The organism is Ruegeria sp. B11 (genome assembly GCF_056539785.1).
Genome location: NZ_JBQFVO010000001.1, coordinates 145,172 through 166,267 on the forward strand (window position 1 = coordinate 145,172; position 21,096 = coordinate 166,267).

Below are 21,096 nucleotides of genomic sequence, written 5' to 3' on the forward strand. Positions count from 1 at the left end.
CTGATGCAACGAGGCTTTCCATGCTGCCCGAACTCAATGACTTGAACAGTTTCCGCAATGCGCTGACCGGCGCACCCGGTCCGGACACCGCTGCCAAGCAGGGCGCGGAAGAGCGCAACGGTCAACTAACCAAACCGCCCGGCGCGTTGGGGCGGCTTGAGGATCTGGCGATCTGGTATGCAGGTTGGCGCGGGGATGCGCGGCCTCAGATCGATGCGCCGCAGGTCATCGTGTTTGCGGGCAACCATGGCGTAACTGCTCAAGGTGTCTCGGCGTTCCCGCCCGAAGTGACGGTGCAGATGGTCATGAATTTCGAACATGGCGGCGCGGCGATCAACCAGTTGGCAAAGGCTGCGGGCGCGAAGATGGACGTGCACGCGCTGGAGCTGGACCGTCCGACCGCAGATTTTACCCAAGCCCCCGCGATGAGCGAAGAGGAATTTCTAAGCGCACTGCGCACAGGATGGCAGGCGGTTGATCCGCAGGCCGATCTGCTGGTTGTTGGAGAGATGGGGATCGGAAATACCACGCCGGCTGCCGCCATCGCTTGCGCGCTATTTGGCGGGGATGCTGCCGACTGGACTGGCCGCGGGACCGGTGTGGATGATGCAGGTCTGGCGAACAAAACCAGGGTTGTTGCGGAAGGCGTCGCTCTGCATGGTCAGGGCGATGGACTTCATATTCTAAGGTGCCTCGGCGGACGCGAGATTGCGGCTATGGCGGGTGCGATAGCCGCCGCGCGCGTATTGCGGATACCGGTAATTCTGGATGGATTCATCTGCACCGCAGCTGCAGCCTGTCTGGCGCAGATTTCGGAAACAACGCTTGATCACACCATCGCGGGCCACCAAAGCGCCGAGGGCGCGCATGCCGCGATGCTGGGCAAGCTCGGCAAGGAGCCATTGCTGACCCTCGGCCTGCGCTTGGGCGAGGGCTCGGGCGGGGCGTTGGCGATCAACATTCTGAAAAGCGCGGTTGCTTGCCATTCCGGCATGGCGACATTCGCTGAAGCGGGTGTGTCGGACGGTTAAGCCGACTTCTTGGCGTGTTCCTCGGCCAGTTCCAGCAGCGCGGTTTCCAGATCTTTTTCCAGTTGCCGCGCACGCTCGATGTATTTCTTGTTTTCGGCTGTGGGCATGCCGGGGATCCACAGTTCTGCAAGCTCGCGCACCGATCCCCGGTCGTGGTGATAAAAGGTTTGTTCAGCTTGTGCGGCCTCGTATTCACTGAGGCCAATGTTCTCCAATACATAGCGGCCCGCGCGTAGCGATCCGTCGAACATCTCGCGGACAATATCGTTGGCCCCTGCCTGATACAGTTCATAGACATGGTTGCGGTCGCGGGCGCGGGCGATGATGTGCAGATCGGGCCGCTGGCGGCGGGCATATCCGACGAGACGGGTGACCTGTTTGTAGTCATCCATGGCCGCGACAAGGACCGCTGCCTTTTCGATTCCAGCAGCGCGCAGCAATTCGGGGCGAGTGGGGTCGCCAAGGAAGCCTCTGACACCGAACCGTCGCATCAGCTGGATCGTTTCGATATCGTGGTCCAGAACAACTGTTTTAAACCCGCTTGCCTGTACCAGCCGGTTGACGATCTGCCCAAAGCGACCGATCCCGGCGATGATGACAGGGCCTTTTTCGTCGATCTGATCGGGTTCAACCTGCGGATTGCTCTCGCCGAGAAAGCGCGAAAGTACGTCGTAGACGATAAACAGAAGCGGTGTGATCAACATGGTCAGCGCGATGATCATCAACAGTTTTTGCGACAAGCCCGGCGGAATCACGTTCTGCTGCGTAGAAAACGCCAACAAGACAAAGCCGAATTCACCGGCCTGGGCCAAACCCAGCGTGAACAGCCAGTGATCGCGCCCGCGCAGCTTGAAGGCGCGCCCGACGATGAACAGGATGATCCCCTTGGCCAGTATGACCAGTAAGGCCAAACCGATCAGGTCAAACGGGTCGGCGAAGAAATACCCGATATCGATCCCAGCGCCCACGGTGATGAAGAACAGGCCCAGCAACAGCCCCTTGAACGGCTCAAGGTCGCTTTCCATTTCGTGTCGGAACTCCGAACTGGCCAGAACCACTCCGGCCAGAAACGCGCCAAGAGCGGGCGACAGGCCCACAAGGGTCATCAGGAACGAGATGCCGACCACGATCATTAGCGCCAGTGCCGTATACATTTCGCGCAGGTGGGTGGCGTGGATGAAACGGAACAGTGGGCGGGTCAGGTAGATGCCGGCCAATACGACAAACGCGACGGCGCCAATGGTGACAAGCGTAACGGCCCAGCCGGGCAGACCTTCGACCAGCGAGAGTTTGGCGTGATAATCCGCGTCTTTGGCTATGCCTACGCCACGGCTGATGGAGCCGTCATCTTCGATGTGGATACTTGCGGGCAGGGCAAGCAGCGGCAGGAAAGCTAGGATCGGGATTACGGCAATGTCCTGCGTCAGCAGGACCGAGAAGGTCGCTCGACCTCCGTTGGTTTGCATCAGGCCCTTTTCGGACAGGGTCTGCAGCACGATTGCCGTGGAAGAAAGCGACAAGGTCAATCCAACCGCCAGCGCTACCGACCATTGATGACCCGCATAGAACGCCACAGCTGCGATTGCTGCGGTCGACAGGCCGACCTGCAGCCCGCCCAAGCCTAACAATTTGTCCCGCATATCCCACAAGGCACGGGGCTCAAGCTCGAGCCCGATCAGGAACAGCATCATCACGACGCCGAATTCGGCCACATGCTGCAGGCTTTCCGTCTCGGCCCCGACAAGGCCCAAAATGGGACCAATCGCGATGCCTGCGGCCAGATAACCCAGCACCGATCCCAGACCCAGACGGGCGGAAAGCGGCACCGCGATCACCGCAGCTGCCAGATAGATCGATGCCTGATAAAGGAACTCGTTCATTATTGTCCTCTTAAATCCGCTCAGGTCGGGAGCGGCGCGTCGCGTTTCAATTGGTCCATCACGATCTGGCTTTGCACCCGTGCAACTGCAGGATGCGGCAGGATCACTTCGTGAAGCAAGGTATTGAGTGCGGATAAGTCGTCACAATAGACGTGAAGCAGGTAATCTGCCTCACCTGTCATCGTCCAGGCGCTGGTGATCTCGGGGCGGGTGTTGACCATGCGGGCGAAGCCTGCGGATTGTTCGGGGCCATGAGTGCCCAGATGCACCTGAATGAACCCCTGAACCTGTAGCCCCAGCCTCAGCGGGTCCAGTCGTGCGGTGTACCCAGTGATGTAACCCTCGGCCTCAAGGCGCTGTCGGCGACGGCCCGCCTGACTGGCGGATAGATTCAGCACATCACCCAATTGCTGCGACGTCAGATGCGCGTCGCGCTGCAAAGCTGCGAGTATTCCGATATCAATCCGATCCAGCACGTGCGGCGTTTCCTCAAGATTTGCAATCAATATGCGGAAAGTACGCATCTAAACTTAGTTTATACGAAAACAATGCGCAGAAACAGCACTCATTAAGGCGTATTTTTGAATCAGCAAAGAAATTCCTGTTTTCCGAGGAGACGCGCCATGGGTCCTTTCCCGCATAACGCCCCGAAATCTGTCATCAGCGAAGAAAACCCAGCCGGTACCGACGGGTTTGAGTTTGTTGAATTCGCACATCCCGAGCCGCAAGAGCTGCGAGACCTGTTTGCGCGAATGGGCTTCGACTATGTCGGCTATCACCGCAACACCCCCAAGGTCGAGCTTTGGCAACAGGGTGATGTAACCTACATCCTGAACGCGGATCCTGATAGTTTTGCAGCCAAATTCGTGGCCGAGCACGGCCCCTGCGCCCCTGCCATGGGCTGGCGCGTTGTTGATGCTCAGAAGGCTTATGAGCACGCGATCGCCAAAGGGGCTGAGCCTTATGATGGCGCAGACAAGACCATGAACGTTCCGGCGATTAAGGGCATTGGTGGTTCGCTGATCTACTTCATCGATCAGTATTATGACACCTCGCCCTACAACGAGGAATTTGAATGGCTGGAGCAGTCAAAACCGCGCGGCGATGGGTTCTACTATCTCGATCACCTGACCCACAACGTGTTCAAGGGCAACATGGACAAGTGGTTCAAATTCTATGGCGACCTGTTCAACTTCCGTGAAATCCGCTTTTTCGACATTCAAGGTAAGTTCACCGGGCTTTACAGTCGCGCGTTGACTTCACCTTGTGGTCGCATCCGCATTCCGATCAATGAAGATCGTGGAGAGACCGGACAGATCGTCTCCTACCTGAAGAAGTACAATGGCGAAGGCATCCAGCATATCGCGGTGGGCAGCGACGATATCTACGCCTCGACCGATGCCATTGCCGAGAAGGGTCTGAAGTTCATGCCCGGTCCGAACGAGGCCTATTATGACATGTCTTACGACCGTGTGTCCGGCCATGATGAGCCCAAGCATCGGATGATGAAGCACGGCATTCTGATCGACGGCGAAGGTGTAGTTGATGGCGGTGAGACCAAGATTCTGCTGCAGATCTTTTCGAAAACAGTCATTGGCCCGATCTTCTTTGAGTTCATTCAGCGTAAAGGGGATGACGGGTTTGGTGAGGGCAATTTCAAAGCCCTGTTTGAATCGATCGAACGCGAGCAGATCGAGTCGGGTGAAATCTCGGCAGCCTAAACATGAATCAATGAAATCAACCGAGCGCCGTGTCTGACCGACATGGCGCATTTTCTTTACCCGCGCGGCATCTTGAGCGTGATGTTCTTGCCGCGCTTCTGATAGCGCAACTCGCTGTCGCCGATGGCGATGACATTACCTCCGTCGATGCGATCGCCCACCTTCAGCTTTTTGTAGCGTCCGCTGGGCAGGCGGACCAAAGCACGGCGGTTTGCCGGGGTGCCGTACACGCCGATTAGGTTCAACTTGCGCAGGTTAATCGCGTTGTCGATGGTTGCTTGTCTCGCAACTGACGCGGAAGACGGAATTTTGGGATTGACCGTTCTGGGCTGGAACGAACCAACTTCATCGGCATTACTGGCCACATTTGCGGTCGAGGCTAGCGCTGCACTCCCAGAACTAGGTTGCCGTGTCGCGCGCGCCGTGATGCTGGCAGGCCTGATTTTTGGACGGGGTACCCGTACAACAGCCAGCGCAGTCGGGGTTTCATCGACCTGCGGAGGGGTTTGCAGAGACTTGGGCCGCAGCTTGGGCCGGACCGAGGCCAGTTCTTGCCGGGATCGACCGCCAAGTTGCTGGCGTTCGAATTGATCCACCAGATTTTCCGGGCGTGGCCGTGGGCGAAACGCCGCGAGTCTCTCATCGACCTCTTCTACGACAACGGGTTCTGTTTCGAACCTGGTTGGGGGGTCGGGGGGCACAGATGCGGGACGACCCAGATAAACCATAACGCCGGCCGGGTTCAGCGTGCCTTCGGCGCTTGGCGTCACAAGTCCGCGTTCATCCAGGTTGAACCGCTGCCCCGCTTGGCCTGGCAAAGAGATCGACTCAAAAGACGCATCTGTGTCCAGGCTGGCAAGTTCGGGTAGTGCGACGGAATCGGTCGACAGGTCCGAGCGATCGACCGATGTGAGATATTGATTATCCACGCCAGCCACAGGCGCTGGCTCCAGATCTGAAGGTTCAACAGGGGCGGTGCCGGTAAACTCACGAAACTCGGTTCTGCTCTCTGGCAGATCAGCGATGTCTTCGACCGGCTCCGGTTCAATCTTCAGTGCTTCGAGAATGGCCTCGTCCGTGGGGGTGAGCACCGGTTCTTCCTCTGCCACTTCAGGTTCTTGTGGGAGGCTTGCGATCTCGGTTTCCTGAGGTTCGGGCTGTGTCTGCGGTTCTGCCGTCACAATTTCTGGCTCTGGCTGCAGCTCGGGCTCTAACGGCTCGGCCACTTCGACAATTTCGGGGTCAGAGCTGTTGTAAGACCAGACACCCAGCAACATTCCAACCACAACCGACGCTGCGATCGCAGGAATTGCAAAGCGTTTCAGATCCGTTCCTGTCTTGGCAGACGAGGGCAGTGCTTTGGTAGCAGGCTCAAATGCAGGGGGGGCTGCATCTTCAGCGATGGCGTGAACCGGTATGTCCGGCGTATCAACGGGTTTGGGGGCCGCAATCACAGCGTCCTCATCCACAATGATCGGCAGTTCCAGAAATGGCGCGTCCAGAGCATCGTTGCCGGTTGCGCTGACCCAGAATGCCTCGGGGATAAAGCCATGATCGGTGGCAAATGCGCTGGCTTCGTCCAGCGTTTGCTGGGCCACAGCGGCAACCGGGGTCTCAGTCCCCACGTCGCCCGCGACATAAGCCAGCTCTGATAGCTCATAGGGCGTGGCTGCGGCCAACGTATCCTTGACCTTTTTCGCCGCTGCATCGGTGTCCAAACCATCGGTGTCGACAACCAAGCGGCGCACCTGATCGGATGGAATCACAAGCTTGCAACTCAGGTCATTTTCCAGCGCGAATCCTTGATCCCGAAGGGCCTGCATCTGGTCCGCGAAATCCGACGCATCTAACGGAACGGTTCCAATGCAGTACCAGTCTCCATCCGACTGATGATGCAAGGAAATGCCGTTTTCAGAAAATGACAGCGCAAAGGCGGGTTTCATAATCGCGATGAACCATAATTGTCGGCTTTTATGCAAACGCTTAGATGTCTGCCCGCCGAGATTAGAGCAGGAACTCGCCGAGGGAAAGAAAAAGGCACGTTTCCCCCTTGCCGTGTACGGGCCCGACCACCCATCTTGAGAGCAAGCATCAAGGAGGGATCATCTTGAAGACACTTGCTTTTTTGGCCGCCATGGCCGCTGCCACCGCGACTCTGCCCGCCCATGCGGAAGAACGTCGCATCTCGGTCAGCGGGACCGGTACGGCTCTGGTTGCACCCGATATGGCAACGATAACACTGGGCGTGACCAATCAGGATGCGCAGGCATCGGTAGCGATGCAGGCGACCTCGGATGCGGTGACGCAGATCCTCAAACGACTGGACGAAATGGGATTGGAGGCGCGCGATGTTCAGACGCGCGATCTTTCGCTTTCACCGGTCTGGTCGGGGCGCAGCAATTCCAGCAATGAGCCACCCAAGATCACTGGGTTCACCGCGTCCAACCGCGTTTCGGTTCGCGTACGGGATCTGGATAATCTGGGCCAGATCATGGATGCGGTCATCAAGGATGGTGCGAATGATTTCGGCGGTCTGAGCTTTGGCGTGCAAGAGCCCAAACCGCTTGAGGCTGAAGCACGGGCCAAGGCTGTGGCAGATGCGACCGAGAAGGCGCAGCAACTAGCGCAGGCGTCCGGGGTTACGCTGGGTCCCGTCCTATCGATCAACGACCACGGCGGAGGTGTTCGCCCGATGGCTCAGATGCGCGAGATGGCTATGTCGGACGCCGGTGGCGTGCCGGTCGCAGGCGGAGAGATTTCCGTTTCGGTCAATATCGCGATGGAGTTCGAAATCGCGGAGTAATCTACGATCCAACCCGGGCTTGCAGCGGTTGGCGCTGCTGGCCCGATGCATCGAAATTCCCCGGCGCAAGCCAGTTCTCGAAGGCCGCCCGAATGCGCGGCCATTCGCTATCGATTATCGAAAACCACGCCGTATCCCGGTTGCGCCCTTTGTAATGGGTCGCCTGCCGGAAGACGCCCTCGAACGTGAAACCCAAACGTTCGGCTGCACGCTTTGATGGAGCGTTCAGCGCATCGCATTTCCATTCGTAGCGGCGATAGCCAAGCTCATCGAATACCCGGCGCATCATCAGATACATCACTTCGGTCGATTGCGGTTTACGCTGCAGCAGAGGCGAGAAATGGATGTGGCCCACTTCGATCGCACCCGCTGCTGGTTCGACCCGCAAATACGAGGCCATCCCCACGGGCACCTCATCCGCGTCGAGCACCGTATGGAACATCGGGTCCGCATCCATGCAGTTTGACTGCGCCCATGCGGTGAAATCCGCCTCAGAGTCGAACGGGCCGTAGGGCAGATAAGTCCAATTGTGGCCGTCCATGTCATTGGCAAACGCCCGGTACAAGCCAGGCGCGTGCCTGTTTACATCCAGTGGCACAACGGAACAGAACCGGCCCTGCATCGGTGTGTAAGGCGGGGTGGGGCGAGGAAACTCGCCCGCGACCGACAAGCCGATGGGTTGACCCAGTTCATTTGTGTTGTGCCCGGTCATCGGATCAGGCGCTGGCTTTGGACAGAGCCTGATCGAGATCAGCGATCAGATCGTCTGCATCCTCGATCCCGATGGACACGCGCACCACTCCAGGGCCTGCGCCTGCAGCTTCCTGCTGCTCGGGCGTCAACTGACGGTGTGTGGTCGAGGCCGAGTGGATGATCAGCGACCGTGCGTCGCCAAGGTTGGCCACGTGGCTGAAGATCTCAAGCGCGTTCACCAGCTTTACGCAGGCGTCATAGCCGCCCTTGACCGCAAAGGTGAACAGGGCGCCCGCGCCGCGCGGGTAGTGCTTTTTTACCCTGTCGCTATAAGGCGAGGATGGCAGGCCAGCATATGTCACGTAATCCACACGGTCGTCTGCCTCGAGCCACGCTGCTATTTTCTGCGCGTTTTCGACATGGCGCTCCATCCGTAGCGATAGCGTTTCTATCCCCATCAGTGTGTAATGCGCCGCCTGAGGGTTCATCGTCATGCCCAGATCGCGTAGACCGATCGCGATGCCGTGGAATGTAAAGGCGAGCGGGCCGAAGGTCTCGTGGAATTTCAGGCCGTGATAGGCGGGTTCGGGTTCGCTGAGCGAAGGAAACTTGTCATTTGCCGACCAGTCGAACTTGCCCGAATCCACGATGCAGCCGCCGGTCACGGTGCCGTTTCCGGTCAGGTACTTGGTGGTCGAGTGCACGACCAGCGTCGCGCCCTGTTCAATCGGGCGGCACAGGTAGGGCGTGGCAGAGGTGTTGTCGACGATCAGCGGAATGCCTGCTGCATCGGCTAAATCCGCCAGAGCACGGATATCAGTGACATAGCCGCCGGGATTGGCGATGGATTCGCAGAATACTGCACGGGTGTTTTCGTCGATAGCGGCCTTCACAGCGTCCAGATCATCGGTATCAACGAATTTGGCCGACCAGCCGAAACGTTTGATCGTCTGGCTAAACTGCGTCACCGTCCCACCGTAGAGGCGGGTCGAGGCGACAACATTGCAGCCCGGCCCCATCAGCGGGAACAGCGCCATGATCTGCGCTGCGTGTCCCGAGGAACAGCAGACCGCACCGACACCGCCTTCAAGCGTCGCCACACGTTCCTGCAGCACCGCAACAGTCGGGTTGGTCAGTCGCGAATAGATAAAACCCACTTCCTGCAGGTTGAACAACGCGGCGGCGTGTTCCGCGTCGCGAAATACATATGCCGTGGTCTGGTAGATCGGTGTCTGGCGCGCGCCTGTGGCAGGGTCGGGGCGGGCCCCGGCGTGAATTTGCAGCGTGTCAAAACCGTAGGTGGGTCCGTCAGACATCGAGGAAATCTCCTGTTGGAATGTGTGTTGCTGAATCTCTAGGACATTGGCTCGCCCGGCACAATGTCCGCGTCACCGCAGCCAAAGCCCCTTGGACTTGATCGTTTTGCGAATGACCTGTTCGCGTGCGGGCAGGTTGTTTCGGTCGAACAATGCCCGGATCTTCGCACCCTTGCGCTGTATCACGAGCTTCTTCAGTGGATCATAGCCTTTGAGCACTTTTTTGATCTTGTTCGGGGCCACGACGGTTTCCAATATCTCGACCACATGATCGCTTTCGCGGGCGTAGAGCATCGGGAACAGGCGATAGTGGCAGCTGATCCGACCATCCAGCAGGCCCTCGGGCAGGGCATCCCGTCCGCCACCGAAGGAATGGATGACCAGCGGCAAGGCGATCTGATCTAGCCACGGGTTCAGAACTTGCCCGGTCAGTTCGGGGATTTCCTCGTCGCGAATGGTGCGGGCATAGCCCATAAACCGCTCACCAAATTGGCGGGGGCATTTGTAGAAGAAATAACCGGCGTTAAAATACAGGTAGCGCCGCCAATAACCCTCGGGCTGGCTGGGATCGAGAGAGCTTTCGAAATCCAGCCCGAACCGGTCATACAGTGCGCGCCAGATACCCTCATATCCTGGGCCGTAGAGCGTGGGTTTGGGCCATGTTCCCTCGACCCGAAGTGAGGCGCCGGGCTGTTCGAAATCGAACGGGACGTCGGAAATTTCGCCGGTGATCAGAGTGTCGGAGTCGAAGAAGACAAAGGGCTCACCCTCTGGCATCGCCAGCAAAGCTTCGATCTTGTTGCCATTGGGATAGCTCGAGCCAAAAGCATGAGACTCAAAAGGCAGAATCTCGGCACCCAGATGCTGCAGGGCTTCAAGAACTTCGGCATCCTGAATGCTGGGGTTCTGAGGCCAAAGAGGGCCGGGCTGTGGCACCCCCACGAACAGCCGACCTTTGAACCCTGATGAGCTGTGGCGCAGCGAGGCGGCGAAAAGCAATGCCTCGTATTGCAGCCGGTTGTTTTGCCCGATGATGAGGATGTTAAATGTCGCCGGGCTTGCCTGCATCGTATTGCGCTTTCTGATCGGGCCGGTATTCGGCCGCTGCCTCAACCGGAAGTACAACAAGCTGTGAAGGGCGTCAAAACCCCAAACATGACCGGTTTGCAAATCCGGCTCGTGCTCCCATCTAATGTGACAGCAACGCAGGGGGATTGCATATGCGGGTCAATGCAGATTTCACACAGCGGGTCGCCGTTCACTTTGATCAGACCGAATGGGTCGCGTCACCGGTTGCTGGCGTCGAACGCAAGATGCTGGACCGCATTGGCGAGGAAGTGGCGCGTGCCACAACCATCGTGCGCTTTGCCCCCGGCAGCGCGTTTTCATCGCATACTCATGACGGTGGTGAGGAATATCTGGTGCTGGACGGAGTGTTCCAGGATGAAACCGGAGATTCCCCTGTCGGCAGCTATGTACGCAATCCCCCGACGTCCTCCCATACATCCTCGGCCAGCGAAGGCGCGACTATTCTGGTCAAATTGCATCAGTTCGACCCCAATGACTGCACCGAGGTTCGGCGCTCGATCAACGGGGGCGGAGATATCGATTTGTTCAAGGATGTGCATGAGGATGTCCAGGTGCAAACCTGGGGCGCGGGCGAACATATTGAATTGGACGCCGATAAGGGGTTTGAGGTCTTTGTTATCGAAGGTGGCTTTGCCGAGGCGGGCGAAGAATTTGGCACTTGGGACTGGTTGCGCTTGCCGCCTGGATCACGCTTTGCTGCTGTAGCAGGAGAGGGCGGAGCCCGTGTTTGGATCAAATCCGGCCACCTGGGCGGGATGGTCTGAGCCGCCGCTGCCAACAAAATAGGCAATTTCTGACTGAATCCGGGCCATTCCGCCCGGATTTTTCATTTTTTGACCATTTGGCAAATTTTACCAATTGATAAAAAATCAGATTGTGGCAAGCTGGGGTCCATAACAAACATATCTACAGGGAGTAGAGTGATGGCACAGGGCCAGATGGCACCCGGGATCGTCTCCGGGCGGCTTTCCAGCGATGAGCTGACCTCGAATTTCACCGATCTGCATCCGCCGCTGGCCCCGCACGAGGCCGCTGTGGCCGCCGATCGATGCTATTTCTGCTATGACGCGCCATGTGTGACGGCCTGTCCTACGGATATCGATATTCCGTTGTTCATTCGCCAGATTCAGGCCGGGCAACCGCAGGCGGCAGGGCAGACCATTCTGGAGCAGAACATTCTGGGCGGCATGTGTGCCCGGGTTTGTCCGACCGAAACTTTGTGTGAAGAGGCTTGCGTGCGTGAGACGGCAGAAGGCAAGCCGGTCGAGATCGGACGCCTGCAGCGTTATGCAACCGATGATGTGATGGCCTCGGGTGCGCATCCGTTCGAGCGCGCCGCATCAACCGGCAAGACAATTGCCGTGGTTGGGGCAGGGCCCGCCGGTCTGGCCTGTGCGCATCGTCTGGCGATGCTGGGGCACGATGTGGTGATCCACGAAGGCAAGCCCAAGCCAGGCGGTCTGAACGAATACGGGATTGCGGCGTATAAATCTACCAATGATTTTGCACAGGCCGAGGTCGATTGGCTGCTTAAAATTGGCGGGATCGCGATCGAGACCGGTTCGATTCTGGGAGAGACGGTTTCTCTGGAAGGGTTGCAGGAGAACTATGACGCTGTTTTCCTGTCAATAGGACTTGCGGGGGTGAACGCACTGCGGGCTGATGGTGTCGATAAAGACGGGGTGCGCCCGGCGGTCGACTTTATCTCGGATGTGCGACAGGCCAGCGATCTGGTTGATCTACCTGTGGGTCGCAATGTCGTTGTGATTGGCGGTGGTATGACTGCCGTAGATGCGGCAGTGAAATCGAAACTGCTAGGCGCTGAGCACGTCACCATCGCCTATCGCCGAGGTCGCGACGCGATGGGTGCCAGCCGGTACGAACAGGATTTGGCGGCGTCGCATGGTGTTCGGATTCTCTGCAATGTTCAGCCGGTGGCCATTCACGGAAATGGTGCCGCAGCAGAGATCGAATTGGAGTATACTGCGAGCCATGATGGTCGACTGACCGGAACGGGTGAAACTGTCCGTGTGCCGGCTGATCAGGTTCTTAAGGCCATCGGTCAGACGCTTGACGGTGCGCCGGAAGGCCTAACGCTGGATGGCAATAAGATTGCCGTGACGGGGGCGGGACGCACTTCAATGACCGGTGTGTGGGCTGGCGGAGACTGTGCGGCAGGAGGCGAAGACCTGACCGTGACCGCCGTAGCCGAAGGTCGCGATGCCGCGATGGATATCCACGCTGCACTGAGCGCGTGAAACTCAAAGACAAAGATGCAGAGCTGCATCAGGGAGGCCGGATAAATGGCTGATTTAACATCAAACTTTCTTGGAATATCAAGCCCGAACCCGTATTGGCTGGCCTCCGCGCCACCGACGGATAAGGAGTACAATGTTCGCCGCGCCTTCGAGGCCGGATGGGGCGGCGTAGTGTGGAAGACCTTGGGGGCCGAGGGGCCTCCGGTCGTGAATGTGAACGGCCCACGCTATGGCGCGATTTATGGCGCGGACCGCCGGTTGTTGGGACTCAACAACATCGAACTGATCACAGATCGGCCGCTTGAGGTGAACCTTGAGGAAATGGCCCGCGTAAAGGCGGATTATCCAGATCGCGCCCTGATCGCCTCGATCATGGTGCCCTGTGAGGAGGCTGCTTGGAAGGCCATTCTGCCGCGTGTGGCTGAAACCGGTGCGGACGGGATCGAGCTGAATTTTGGCTGTCCGCACGGGATGAGCGAGCGGGGTATGGGGTCTGCCGTCGGGCAGGTGCCGGAATACATCGAAATGGTGACCCGTTGGTGCAAACAGTATTACGACCGCCCAGTTATCGTGAAGCTAACGCCGAACATTACGGATATCCGCAAACCTGCGGCGGCGGCGAAGAATGGGGGCGCGGATGCGGTATCGCTGATTAATACGATCAACTCGATCACCAGCGTCAATCTGGACACCTTCAGCCCCGAACCCTCGATTGACGGTAAAGGCAGCCATGGTGGCTACTGCGGACCGGCGGTGAAACCAATCGCGTTGTCGATGGTGTCCGAGATTGCGCGGGCCGAAGCCACGCATGGGCTGCCGATCTCAGGCATCGGTGGCGTCACCACTTGGCGCGATGCAGCAGAGTTTATCTCGCTGGGTTGCGGCAATGTTCAGGTCTGCACTGCAGCGATGACCTATGGGTTCAAAATCATCGATGAATTGACGGCCGGCCTGTCGGAATGGATGGATGAGAAAGGCTATGCCAATATCGACGAAGTGATCGGACGCGCAGTGCCCAATGTGACGGATTGGCAATATCTGAACCTCAACTACATCGCCAAAGCGAAGATCGATCAGGATCAGTGCATCAAATGCGGTCGCTGTTTTGCAGCCTGTGAAGACACCAGCCATCAGGCGATTTCGATGTCGGCGGATCGGGTGTTCGAGGTTATCGACGAGGAATGTGTGGCCTGCAATCTTTGCGTGGATGTGTGCCCTGTAGAGGGGTGTATTTCCATGGATCCGATGGCCGCCGGAGCGGTTGATCCGCGCACAGGCAAGGTCGTTGATCCTGAATATGCCAATTGGACGACACACCCCAACAACCCCATGGCGAAAGCGGCGGAGTAGTCAGAGATTTTTCGTCGAAAAATCTTGGCGGAGAAAATTCGACGAATTTACTCAGAACAGAATGTCGATGGGTCCGTTGTGGCAGATGATGACATATTGATTGGCGGTGCGGATCAAATGGTATCCGCGCCGTTTCACTTCTGCCTGAAAAGCCGCGTGACCAACCTCCCGTTCGACCCAAGCAACTGAGCGTCGCACAACAGCTCCCGTTCGAGCAGATCGGGACGAGAAAAGCTGGGTGATCCAAGGCTCGGGATCTGAGCGATACGTCATCATGCTCCGAGCTTTTCTCAATAGGGTTAAACGTCTCTTAAGGTGTAAGCAGTTTTCGATAGAGCGTTTCCACGAACGGAACCGCGCCTTCGAAAGGGTCTTCTTCCCCAAGAATTGCCCGGACTTGAACATCGAAATCCGCATAATGCTGTGTCAGCGCCCAGATCGAAAAAATCAGATGATAGGGATGGACTCGTGCAATTTTCCCCTGAGCCATCCAGCTTGTCAGAATCGTGGTTTTTTCATCGACCAGTTTTTTGAGATCGCTGGACAAAGCTTCATGAATGCGCGGCGCGCCCTGAACAAGCTCATTGGCAAAGAGGCGGCTCTCGCGCGGCAGGTCGCGGCTCATCTCAAGCTTGCGTTGGATATAAGACAGTATTTCTTCCAGCGGGTCGCCATCCTCATTCAACGCGTGCAGGGGAGCGAGCCAGACTTCAAGCAGACCCGACAACAGGGCTGTATGGATCGCTTCTTTCGATGGAAAATAATAGAGCAGATTGGGCTTGCTTAGCCCCGCCTCAGCTGCAATTTGGTCGACGGTTGCGCCGCGAAAACCGTGGGCTGAGAACACATTCAGGGCCGCCTCGAGAATCGCTGCTCGGTTCTTTTGCTGAATCCGGGTTGGGGCGCGGTCTTTGGGCATGTTCACCTGTTGTCCTTTTTTCGGCCAGTTGGGCGTCAATTATGTCGAAAATTCCGGCAGGCCACTGCAATTTCTTGACTGATGTCGAACCCGTGATAGCGTGAGTTTGACCAGATGGTCAAATCAAGACACCAAAAGCGAGCCAAATCGCAAGCAACAGGGAAGAACATGATGGCAGCTCCGGCGCAGAATCTCAGGATCAATGGCGACAGGTTATGGGACAGCCTGATGGAGATGGCCAAGATCGGCCCAGGCGTCGCGGGTGGCAACAACCGTCAGACGCTAACGGACGAGGACGCCGAAGGGCGCGCGCTGTTTCAGAAATGGTGCGAGGATGCCGGTTGCTCGATGGGGCTGGACCAGATGGGCAATATGTTTGCCCGACGAGAGGGAGCGGACCCCGAGGCTCTGCCGGTTTATGTAGGGTCGCATTTGGATACGCAGCCCACAGGTGGCAAGTATGATGGCGTTCTTGGCGTGCTTGGTGGGCTGGAGATCATTCGCACGCTGAATGACCTGGGCATCAAGACCAAGCACCCTATTGTGGCCACCAATTGGACCAACGAAGAAGGAACGCGATTTGCCCCGGCGATGTTGTCTTCGGGGGTGTTTGCCGGAATGCACACTCAGGACTGGGCTTATGCACGTGAGGATGCCGAAGGAAAGAAGTTCGGAGATGAACTGAACCGCATCGGTTGGCGCGGCGATGAAGAGGTTGGTGCGCGCAAGATGCACGCTTTCTTTGAGTTGCACATTGAACAAGGCCCGATTCTGGAAGCTGAAGGTAAGGATATTGGCGTTGTAACCCATGGTCAGGGTTTGAGCTGGACCCAGGTTACCGTGACCGGCAAGGATGCGCATACTGGGTCTACACCGATGCCGATGCGCAAGAATGCCGGGCTGGCGATGGCGCGTATTCTTGAGAAAGTGGACGAGATTGCATGGTCGCATGCACCTCATGCCGTGGGTGCGGCGGGGCATATCGATGTCTATCCGAACTCACGCAATGTGATCCCCGGAAAGGCAGTGTTCACGGTCGATTTTCGCTCGCCCGAGTTGGACGTTATCACTGATATGGAGAACCGTCTGCGAGTCGCAGCTGAAGATATCGTCGAAGAGATGGGGCTGCAGATCGAATTCGAGAAAGTGGGCGGTTTTGATCCGGTGAAGTTTGATGAAGGTTGCGTGGCGGCGGTGCGCGATGCGGCTGAGCGGTTGGGGTATTCGCATACGGATATCATCTCGGGCGCCGGGCATGATGCCTGCTGGATCAACCGGGTAGCGCCAACGGCGATGGTGATGTGCCCATGCGTTGATGGGTTGAGCCATAATGAAGCTGAGGAGATCAGCAAGGATTGGGCTGCAGCCGGGGCGGATGTTCTGTTGCATGCGGTCGTTGAGACAGCAGAGATTGTGGAATAGGGGGCTCTGCCCCCGTCGCCCGATGGGCGGCTCCCCCGGGGTATTTTTAGCCAGATGAAGCAAGCGGCGTAGACCGCATCAGGGAGTTTAACATGAGCACTGTAATCAAGAACGGAACCGTTGTGACCGCTGATCTGACCTATAAGGCGGATGTAAAGGTCGAAGGTGGTGTGATTACTGAGATTGGGCCGGACCTGCGAGGTGATAAGGAACTTGATGCATCGGGCTGTTATGTCATGCCCGGAGGGATTGACCCGCACACGCATCTGGAAATGCCGTTTATGGGAACCTATTCCAGCGATGATTTCGAAAGCGGCACGCGCGCAGCGCTGGCAGGCGGGACCACGATGGTTGTGGATTTCGCGTTGCCTAATCCGGGCGAAAGCCTGTTGGACGCCCTGAAGCGTTGGGACAACAAGTCTACGCGCGCGAACTGTGATTATTCGTTCCATATGGCGGTGACCTGGTGGGGCGAGCAGGTGTTTGACGACATCAAAACCGTCATCGAGACGCGTGGCATCAATACGTTCAAGCATTTCATGGCCTATAAAGGCGCGCTGATGGTGAACGACGATGAGCTGTTTGCTTCGTTCAAGCGTCTGGCCGAGTTGGGTGGCACCGCGATGGTTCATGCCGAGAATGGCGATGTGGTTGCAGAACTGAGTGCGAAGCTATTGGCAGAAGGTAATACCGGGCCAGAGGCGCATGCCTATTCCCGCCCGCCACAGGTGGAAGGTGAGGCAACCAACCGCGCGATCATGATCGCGGATATGGCGGGTGTGCCGCTCTATGTGGTGCATACTTCCTGTGAGGAGGCGCACGAGGCTATTCGACGCGCCAAGATGCAGGGCAAACGGGTTTGGGGCGAACCTTTGATCCAACACCTGACGTTGGATGAAAGCGAATACTTCCATCACGATTGGGAGCATGCAGCACGGCGAGTCATGAGCCCTCCGTTCCGGAACAAACAGCATCAGGATAGCTTGTGGAACGGTTTGCAGTCCGGAACACTGAGTGTGGTGGCCACGGATCACTGTGCCTTTACGACCGAGCAGAAACGCTATGGCGTTGGGGATTTCACCAAGATTCCGAACGGGACCGGAGGGCTGGAGGATCGGATGCCGATGCTTTGGACGCATGGGGTGAATACCGGGCGATTGACGCCGAATGAGTTCGTGGCTGTTACTTCAACTAACATCGCCAAGATATTGAATTGTTATCCGAAAAAAGGCGCGGTTCTCGTGGGAGCGGATGCTGATCTGGTGGTTTGGGATCCGGATAAGGCCAAGGTGATCTCGGCTGATACGCAGCAGTCGTCGATCGACTACAACGTCTTCGAGGGCAAAGAGGTGCGAGGGCTGCCTCGGTTCACGCTGACCCGCGGTGCGGTGGCTGTACATGATGGCGAGATTCAGACTCAGGAAGGGCACGGTAAGTTCGTGGCACGTGAGGCCAATACCCATGTGAACAAGGCGCTGAGCACCTGGAAAGAGTTGACAGCGCCCCGGCCTGTTGAGCGGACAGGTATACCGGCAACGGGAGTATAAACCCCTTGGGTCGCCTTTCTGGCGACTCGGGTCTGAGCTTCTTCAAGGCAATGGAATGAATACAGAAAATACTACTCAGCCCGTTATTGAGGCAAGGCAGCTGGATCTTACATTTCAGACGAATGATGGGCCTATTCATGCGCTGAAAGATGTGAACTTGTCGATTGGCAAGGGCGAGTTCGTTAGTTTTATCGGCCCCTCGGGCTGCGGCAAGACGACGTTCCTGCGCTGTATCGCAGCACTGGAAACACCGACCGGCGGGACCCTGACCGTGAATGGCATGACGCCTGACGAAGCACGGCGAAAGCGCGCTTATGGGTATGTGTTTCAGGCGGCCGGGCTCTACCCGTGGCGGACCATTGCAAAGAACATCAAGCTGCCGCTTGAGATCATGGGCTATTCCTCTGCCGAGCAGGAGGAACGCGTTAGAAAGGTTCTGGAACTTGTTGATCTTGATGGATTTGGCGGTAAGTTCCCCTGGCAGCTCTCGGGCGGGATGCAACAGCGGGCCAGTATTGCGCGGGCCTTGGCATTTGATGCGGATATTCTGCTGATGGACGAACCGTTCGGTGCGCTGGATGAGATTGTGCGCGACCATCTGAACGAACAGCTTCTGGCATTATGGGCGCGCACCGAGAAGACCATCGGTTTCGTGACACATTCGATCCCCGAAGCGGTGTATCTCAGCACCAAAATCGTGGTAATGAGCCCTCGGCCCGGCCGGATCACGGATGTGATCGATAGCCCTCTGCCGAAAGAGCGGCCTTTGGATATCCGTGATACGCCCGAGTTTATCGAAGTCGCCCACCGCGTGCGAGAAGGATTGCGAGCGGGTCATGGGGATGATGTGTGATGGCGGATAAAGGCATCAGACGGGCATCCCGCGAAGATGTGGGGGATTGCGCGCGCATCATCGCGACCTGGGCCGCCCAGACCGATTGGATACCCGAGGAATTGCCAGAAGAAAAGCTGGCGGATCTGATCCTTGAGGCGTTTCCGAACAGGGACATCTGGATCGCAGGTGATCCGATTGATTGCTATATGTCTGTCGATCCGGTCGAACATAAGGTTGGTGCGCTGTATTGTTTGCGCACTGGGCAGGGCATCGGCAAGCAATTGCTGGATAAGGCGAAGGAGGGGCGCGACCATCTTTGGCTGACCACACATGTGCCAAATGTCGACGCGCAACGGTTTTATCGGCGCGAGGGCTTTGTTGAGACGGGAAGAGAGCCTCCGGTGCCACCTGACACGGTGCCTGTCATTCGGATGGAGTGGCACGCATGAAGCAGATCATTGCAGTCCTCACCGTGATCGCCGCCATTGTCGTTGTCTGGTACGCGGCCTGTATTCCTATGAATATCAAAGGGGTTCTGACTGAACAGGAGCGCGTGGGTGCTGAAGTCCAGCCACCTTCAGCCAAGGATCGCCGGGACATGGGTGAGATCGGTCTGGCCTTGAACAACGCGTTTGCAATCCCAGCCACATGGGAGCAGGACCGCCCCCGTCTGCCTGCACCCCATCAAGTTGGGATTGAGTTGTGGGAAACCACGATTGAGAAAAAAATCACCTCGAAACGCTCTCTGATTTATCATGGCTGGGTCACGCTGAGCGCCACGATGCTGGGTTTTGCTATCGGAACCGGGTTGGGCATCCTACTGGCGGTCGGGATCGTGCACAGTCGGGTGATGGATCTGTCGGTGATGCCCTGGGCGATCGTTAGCCAGACCATTCCTATCATTGCGCTGGCTCCGATGATCATCGTTGTTCTGTATTCTGTTGGGGTTCAGGGGATCATTCCGAAGGCGATCATTTCGGCGTATCTGAGTTTCTTCCCCGTCGTCGTAGGCATGGTAAAAGGGCTGCGCAGCCCGGATGCTATGCAGTTGGATTTGCTGCGAACCTACAATGCCAGCCGTTCGCAGGGGTTTTGGAAACTGCGCCTGCCGGCCTCGATGCCCTATCTCTTCACATCGCTGAAAATTGGCGTCGCTGCTTCGCTGGTCGGGGCCATTGTTGGAGAACTGCCGACCGGGGCTGTTGCCGGGTTGGGTGCACGGCTGCTGGCCGGTAGCTACTATGGCCAGACGGTACAGATCTGGTCGGCGCTGTTCGCTGCGGCCATTCTCGCCGCCTGTCTCGTCGGGTTGCTGGGGCTGATCGAGCGGACCGTCCTGAAACGAATGGGGATGGCACAATGATACCTATTCTTGGTGCAATCGCAGTCTGGTTATTGGGCTGGTGGTTGAACAGCAGTCTGGCCAGCGGACCCTATTCTGACACACGGATGGTGCGGTTTCTTGCGCCCCTGATCTTCGGTCTGACCGTGATTGGCATCTGGGAACTGGTGGTGCGTGGACTAGAAGTGCCCTTGGTCATCCTGCCCGCACCATCGGTCATCTGGGACCGTTTCTGGGACAGTTTGCCGACACTTTGGGCTGACTTTGTTCAAACGATCATCAAGGGAGCACTCAGCGGCTACATCATCGGCTGCGGTTCGGCCTTTCTCATGGCAATTGCCGTGGATAGATGGGATTTCCTGCGCCTCGGGCTTCTTCCCGTCGGCAACTTCGTTGCAGCGCTGCCGATCGTGGGCACCGCACCCATTCTAGTGATGTGGTTCGGGTTCGACTGGCATTCCAAGGCGGCGGTCGTCGTAGTGATGGTGTTCTTCCCGATGCTGGTGAACACGGTGGCAGGGCTGCGCGAAGCCACAACGATGCAGCGCGATCTGATGGAGACCTATGCCGCCACCTATTGGCAGAGCTTCCTGAAACTTCGCCTCCCCGCCGCTATGCCGTTTATTTTCAACGGGCTAAAGATTTCTACCACTCTGGCGCTGATCGGCGCTATCGTGGCTGAGTTCTTTGGCTCCCCCACATTGGGCATGGGCTTTCGGATATCGACCAGCGTCGGGCAATTGTCGCTGGATATGGTGTGGGCCGAGATTGTGGTGGCCGCGCTGGCGGGGACGGCCTTCTATGGCGTAGTGGCGATGATCGAAAAGGCGGTAACCTTCTGGCATCCGTCGCAGCGAGGATAAAGGAATAACTCAACAGACCCCATAAAC

At 57.5% G+C, this 21,096-nt stretch carries 20 protein-coding genes; 12 read left to right on the top strand and 8 right to left on the bottom strand.

The window, feature by feature from the left end:
- Window positions 1-20: 20 nt before the first annotated feature.
- Window positions 21-1,031, top strand: coding sequence for a nicotinate-nucleotide--dimethylbenzimidazole phosphoribosyltransferase (cobT, locus tag ACR0I1_RS00780; protein ID WP_480704553.1), 1,011 nt, complete (start codon window positions 21-23; stop codon window positions 1,029-1,031).
- Here cobT and ACR0I1_RS00785 read toward each other — a convergent pair.
- Window positions 1,028-2,911: a monovalent cation:proton antiporter-2 (CPA2) family protein gene (locus tag ACR0I1_RS00785; protein WP_480704555.1), complete on the bottom strand. Its 1,884-nt coding sequence runs from the start codon at window positions 2,909-2,911 to the stop codon at window positions 1,028-1,030. The two genes, cobT and ACR0I1_RS00785, sit on opposite strands and share 4 nt — an antisense overlap.
- 20 nt (window positions 2,912-2,931) lie before the next feature.
- A complete protein-coding gene (locus ACR0I1_RS00790; RefSeq protein WP_370644441.1) occupies window positions 2,932-3,435 on the bottom strand; it encodes an Lrp/AsnC family transcriptional regulator in 504 nt (167 codons plus the stop codon).
- A 99-nt stretch (window positions 3,436-3,534) separates the two neighbouring features.
- On the opposite strand from ACR0I1_RS00790, the gene hppD reads away from it, so the two are divergent.
- Window positions 3,535-4,632 (top strand): 4-hydroxyphenylpyruvate dioxygenase, encoded by a 1,098-nt coding sequence (gene hppD, locus ACR0I1_RS00795; RefSeq protein WP_170393394.1) that lies wholly within the window; start codon window positions 3,535-3,537, stop codon window positions 4,630-4,632.
- Between the two features lie 56 nt (window positions 4,633-4,688).
- On the opposite strand, the gene ACR0I1_RS00800 is transcribed toward hppD, so the two are convergent.
- Window positions 4,689-6,575 carry a hypothetical protein gene (locus ACR0I1_RS00800; protein ID WP_480704557.1) on the bottom strand — a complete coding sequence of 629 codons (1,887 nt, stop codon included), beginning with the start codon at window positions 6,573-6,575 and terminating at the stop codon, window positions 4,689-4,691.
- 164 nt (window positions 6,576-6,739) lie between these two features.
- Here ACR0I1_RS00800 and ACR0I1_RS00805 point away from each other — a divergent pair, with 164 nt between their 5' ends.
- The gene (locus ACR0I1_RS00805; protein WP_170421149.1) at window positions 6,740-7,435 is read left to right on the top strand and encodes an SIMPL domain-containing protein; all 696 of its coding nucleotides are present in this window, start codon (window positions 6,740-6,742) and stop codon (window positions 7,433-7,435) included.
- Window position 7,436: 1 nt separating this feature from the next.
- On the opposite strand, the gene ACR0I1_RS00810 is transcribed toward ACR0I1_RS00805, so the two are convergent.
- From ACR0I1_RS00810 to ACR0I1_RS00820, 3 genes are all read right to left on the bottom strand, one after another.
- Window positions 7,437-8,147: a GNAT family N-acetyltransferase gene (locus ACR0I1_RS00810; protein WP_480704559.1), complete on the bottom strand. Its 711-nt coding sequence runs from the start codon at window positions 8,145-8,147 to the stop codon at window positions 7,437-7,439.
- 4 nt (window positions 8,148-8,151) lie between these two features.
- Window positions 8,152-9,444, bottom strand: coding sequence for an O-acetylhomoserine aminocarboxypropyltransferase/cysteine synthase family protein (locus tag ACR0I1_RS00815; protein ID WP_170405113.1), 1,293 nt, complete (start codon window positions 9,442-9,444; stop codon window positions 8,152-8,154).
- A gap of 72 nt (window positions 9,445-9,516) precedes the next feature.
- Window positions 9,517-10,512, bottom strand: coding sequence for a hypothetical protein (locus tag ACR0I1_RS00820; protein WP_170405116.1), 996 nt, complete (start codon window positions 10,510-10,512; stop codon window positions 9,517-9,519).
- A gap of 152 nt (window positions 10,513-10,664) precedes the next feature.
- Between ACR0I1_RS00820 and ACR0I1_RS00825 the strand changes: the two genes are divergently transcribed.
- The 3 genes from ACR0I1_RS00825 to preA all read left to right on the top strand — a co-directional run bounded on the left by ACR0I1_RS00825 (window position 10,665) and on the right by preA (window position 14,141).
- Entirely contained in the window at window positions 10,665-11,297 is a 633-nt protein-coding gene (locus ACR0I1_RS00825) for a cupin domain-containing protein (RefSeq protein WP_480704561.1), read from the top strand.
- Window positions 11,298-11,456: 159 nt separating this feature from the next.
- Complete coding sequence (locus ACR0I1_RS00830) at window positions 11,457-12,791, top strand: NAD(P)-dependent oxidoreductase (RefSeq protein WP_480704563.1); 1,335 nt, start codon at window positions 11,457-11,459, stop codon at window positions 12,789-12,791.
- A 45-nt stretch (window positions 12,792-12,836) separates the two neighbouring features.
- Window positions 12,837-14,141 (top strand): NAD-dependent dihydropyrimidine dehydrogenase subunit PreA, encoded by a 1,305-nt coding sequence (gene preA / locus ACR0I1_RS00835; protein WP_170645896.1) that lies wholly within the window; start codon window positions 12,837-12,839, stop codon window positions 14,139-14,141.
- Window positions 14,142-14,192: 51 nt separating this feature from the next.
- Here preA and ACR0I1_RS00840 read toward each other — a convergent pair whose 3' ends face one another.
- Both ACR0I1_RS00840 and ACR0I1_RS00845 read right to left on the bottom strand, forming a co-directional pair.
- Complete coding sequence (locus tag ACR0I1_RS00840; RefSeq protein ID WP_480704565.1) at window positions 14,193-14,414, bottom strand: N-(5'-phosphoribosyl)anthranilate isomerase; 222 nt, start codon at window positions 14,412-14,414, stop codon at window positions 14,193-14,195.
- A 37-nt stretch (window positions 14,415-14,451) separates the two neighbouring features.
- Complete coding sequence (locus tag ACR0I1_RS00845) at window positions 14,452-15,060, bottom strand: TetR family transcriptional regulator C-terminal domain-containing protein (RefSeq protein WP_170393378.1); 609 nt, start codon at window positions 15,058-15,060, stop codon at window positions 14,452-14,454.
- A gap of 171 nt (window positions 15,061-15,231) precedes the next feature.
- On the opposite strand from ACR0I1_RS00845, the gene ACR0I1_RS00850 reads away from it, so the two are divergent.
- From ACR0I1_RS00850 to ACR0I1_RS00875, 6 genes are all read left to right on the top strand, one after another.
- Window positions 15,232-16,482, top strand: coding sequence for a Zn-dependent hydrolase (locus ACR0I1_RS00850; protein ID WP_170662813.1), 1,251 nt, complete (start codon window positions 15,232-15,234; stop codon window positions 16,480-16,482).
- A 92-nt stretch (window positions 16,483-16,574) separates the two neighbouring features.
- Entirely contained in the window at window positions 16,575-18,029 is a 1,455-nt protein-coding gene (gene hydA / locus ACR0I1_RS00855) for a dihydropyrimidinase (RefSeq protein WP_170393377.1), read from the top strand.
- A gap of 55 nt (window positions 18,030-18,084) precedes the next feature.
- Window positions 18,085-18,882 carry an ABC transporter ATP-binding protein gene (locus ACR0I1_RS00860; protein ID WP_170421163.1) on the top strand — a complete coding sequence of 266 codons (798 nt, stop codon included), beginning with the start codon at window positions 18,085-18,087 and terminating at the stop codon, window positions 18,880-18,882.
- Window positions 18,882-19,313: a GNAT family N-acetyltransferase gene (locus ACR0I1_RS00865; protein WP_170393374.1), complete on the top strand. Its 432-nt coding sequence runs from the start codon at window positions 18,882-18,884 to the stop codon at window positions 19,311-19,313. Before ACR0I1_RS00860 ends, ACR0I1_RS00865 begins: the two co-directional genes overlap by 1 nt.
- Window positions 19,310-20,227 (top strand): ABC transporter permease, encoded by a 918-nt coding sequence (locus ACR0I1_RS00870; protein ID WP_480561692.1) that lies wholly within the window; start codon window positions 19,310-19,312, stop codon window positions 20,225-20,227. The genes ACR0I1_RS00865 and ACR0I1_RS00870 overlap by 4 nt, the downstream gene beginning before the upstream one ends.
- The gene (locus ACR0I1_RS00875; protein ID WP_480561690.1) at window positions 20,224-21,069 is read left to right on the top strand and encodes an ABC transporter permease; all 846 of its coding nucleotides are present in this window, start codon (window positions 20,224-20,226) and stop codon (window positions 21,067-21,069) included. The genes ACR0I1_RS00870 and ACR0I1_RS00875 overlap by 4 nt, the downstream gene beginning before the upstream one ends.
- The last annotated feature ends 27 nt before the right edge of the window (window positions 21,070-21,096 follow it).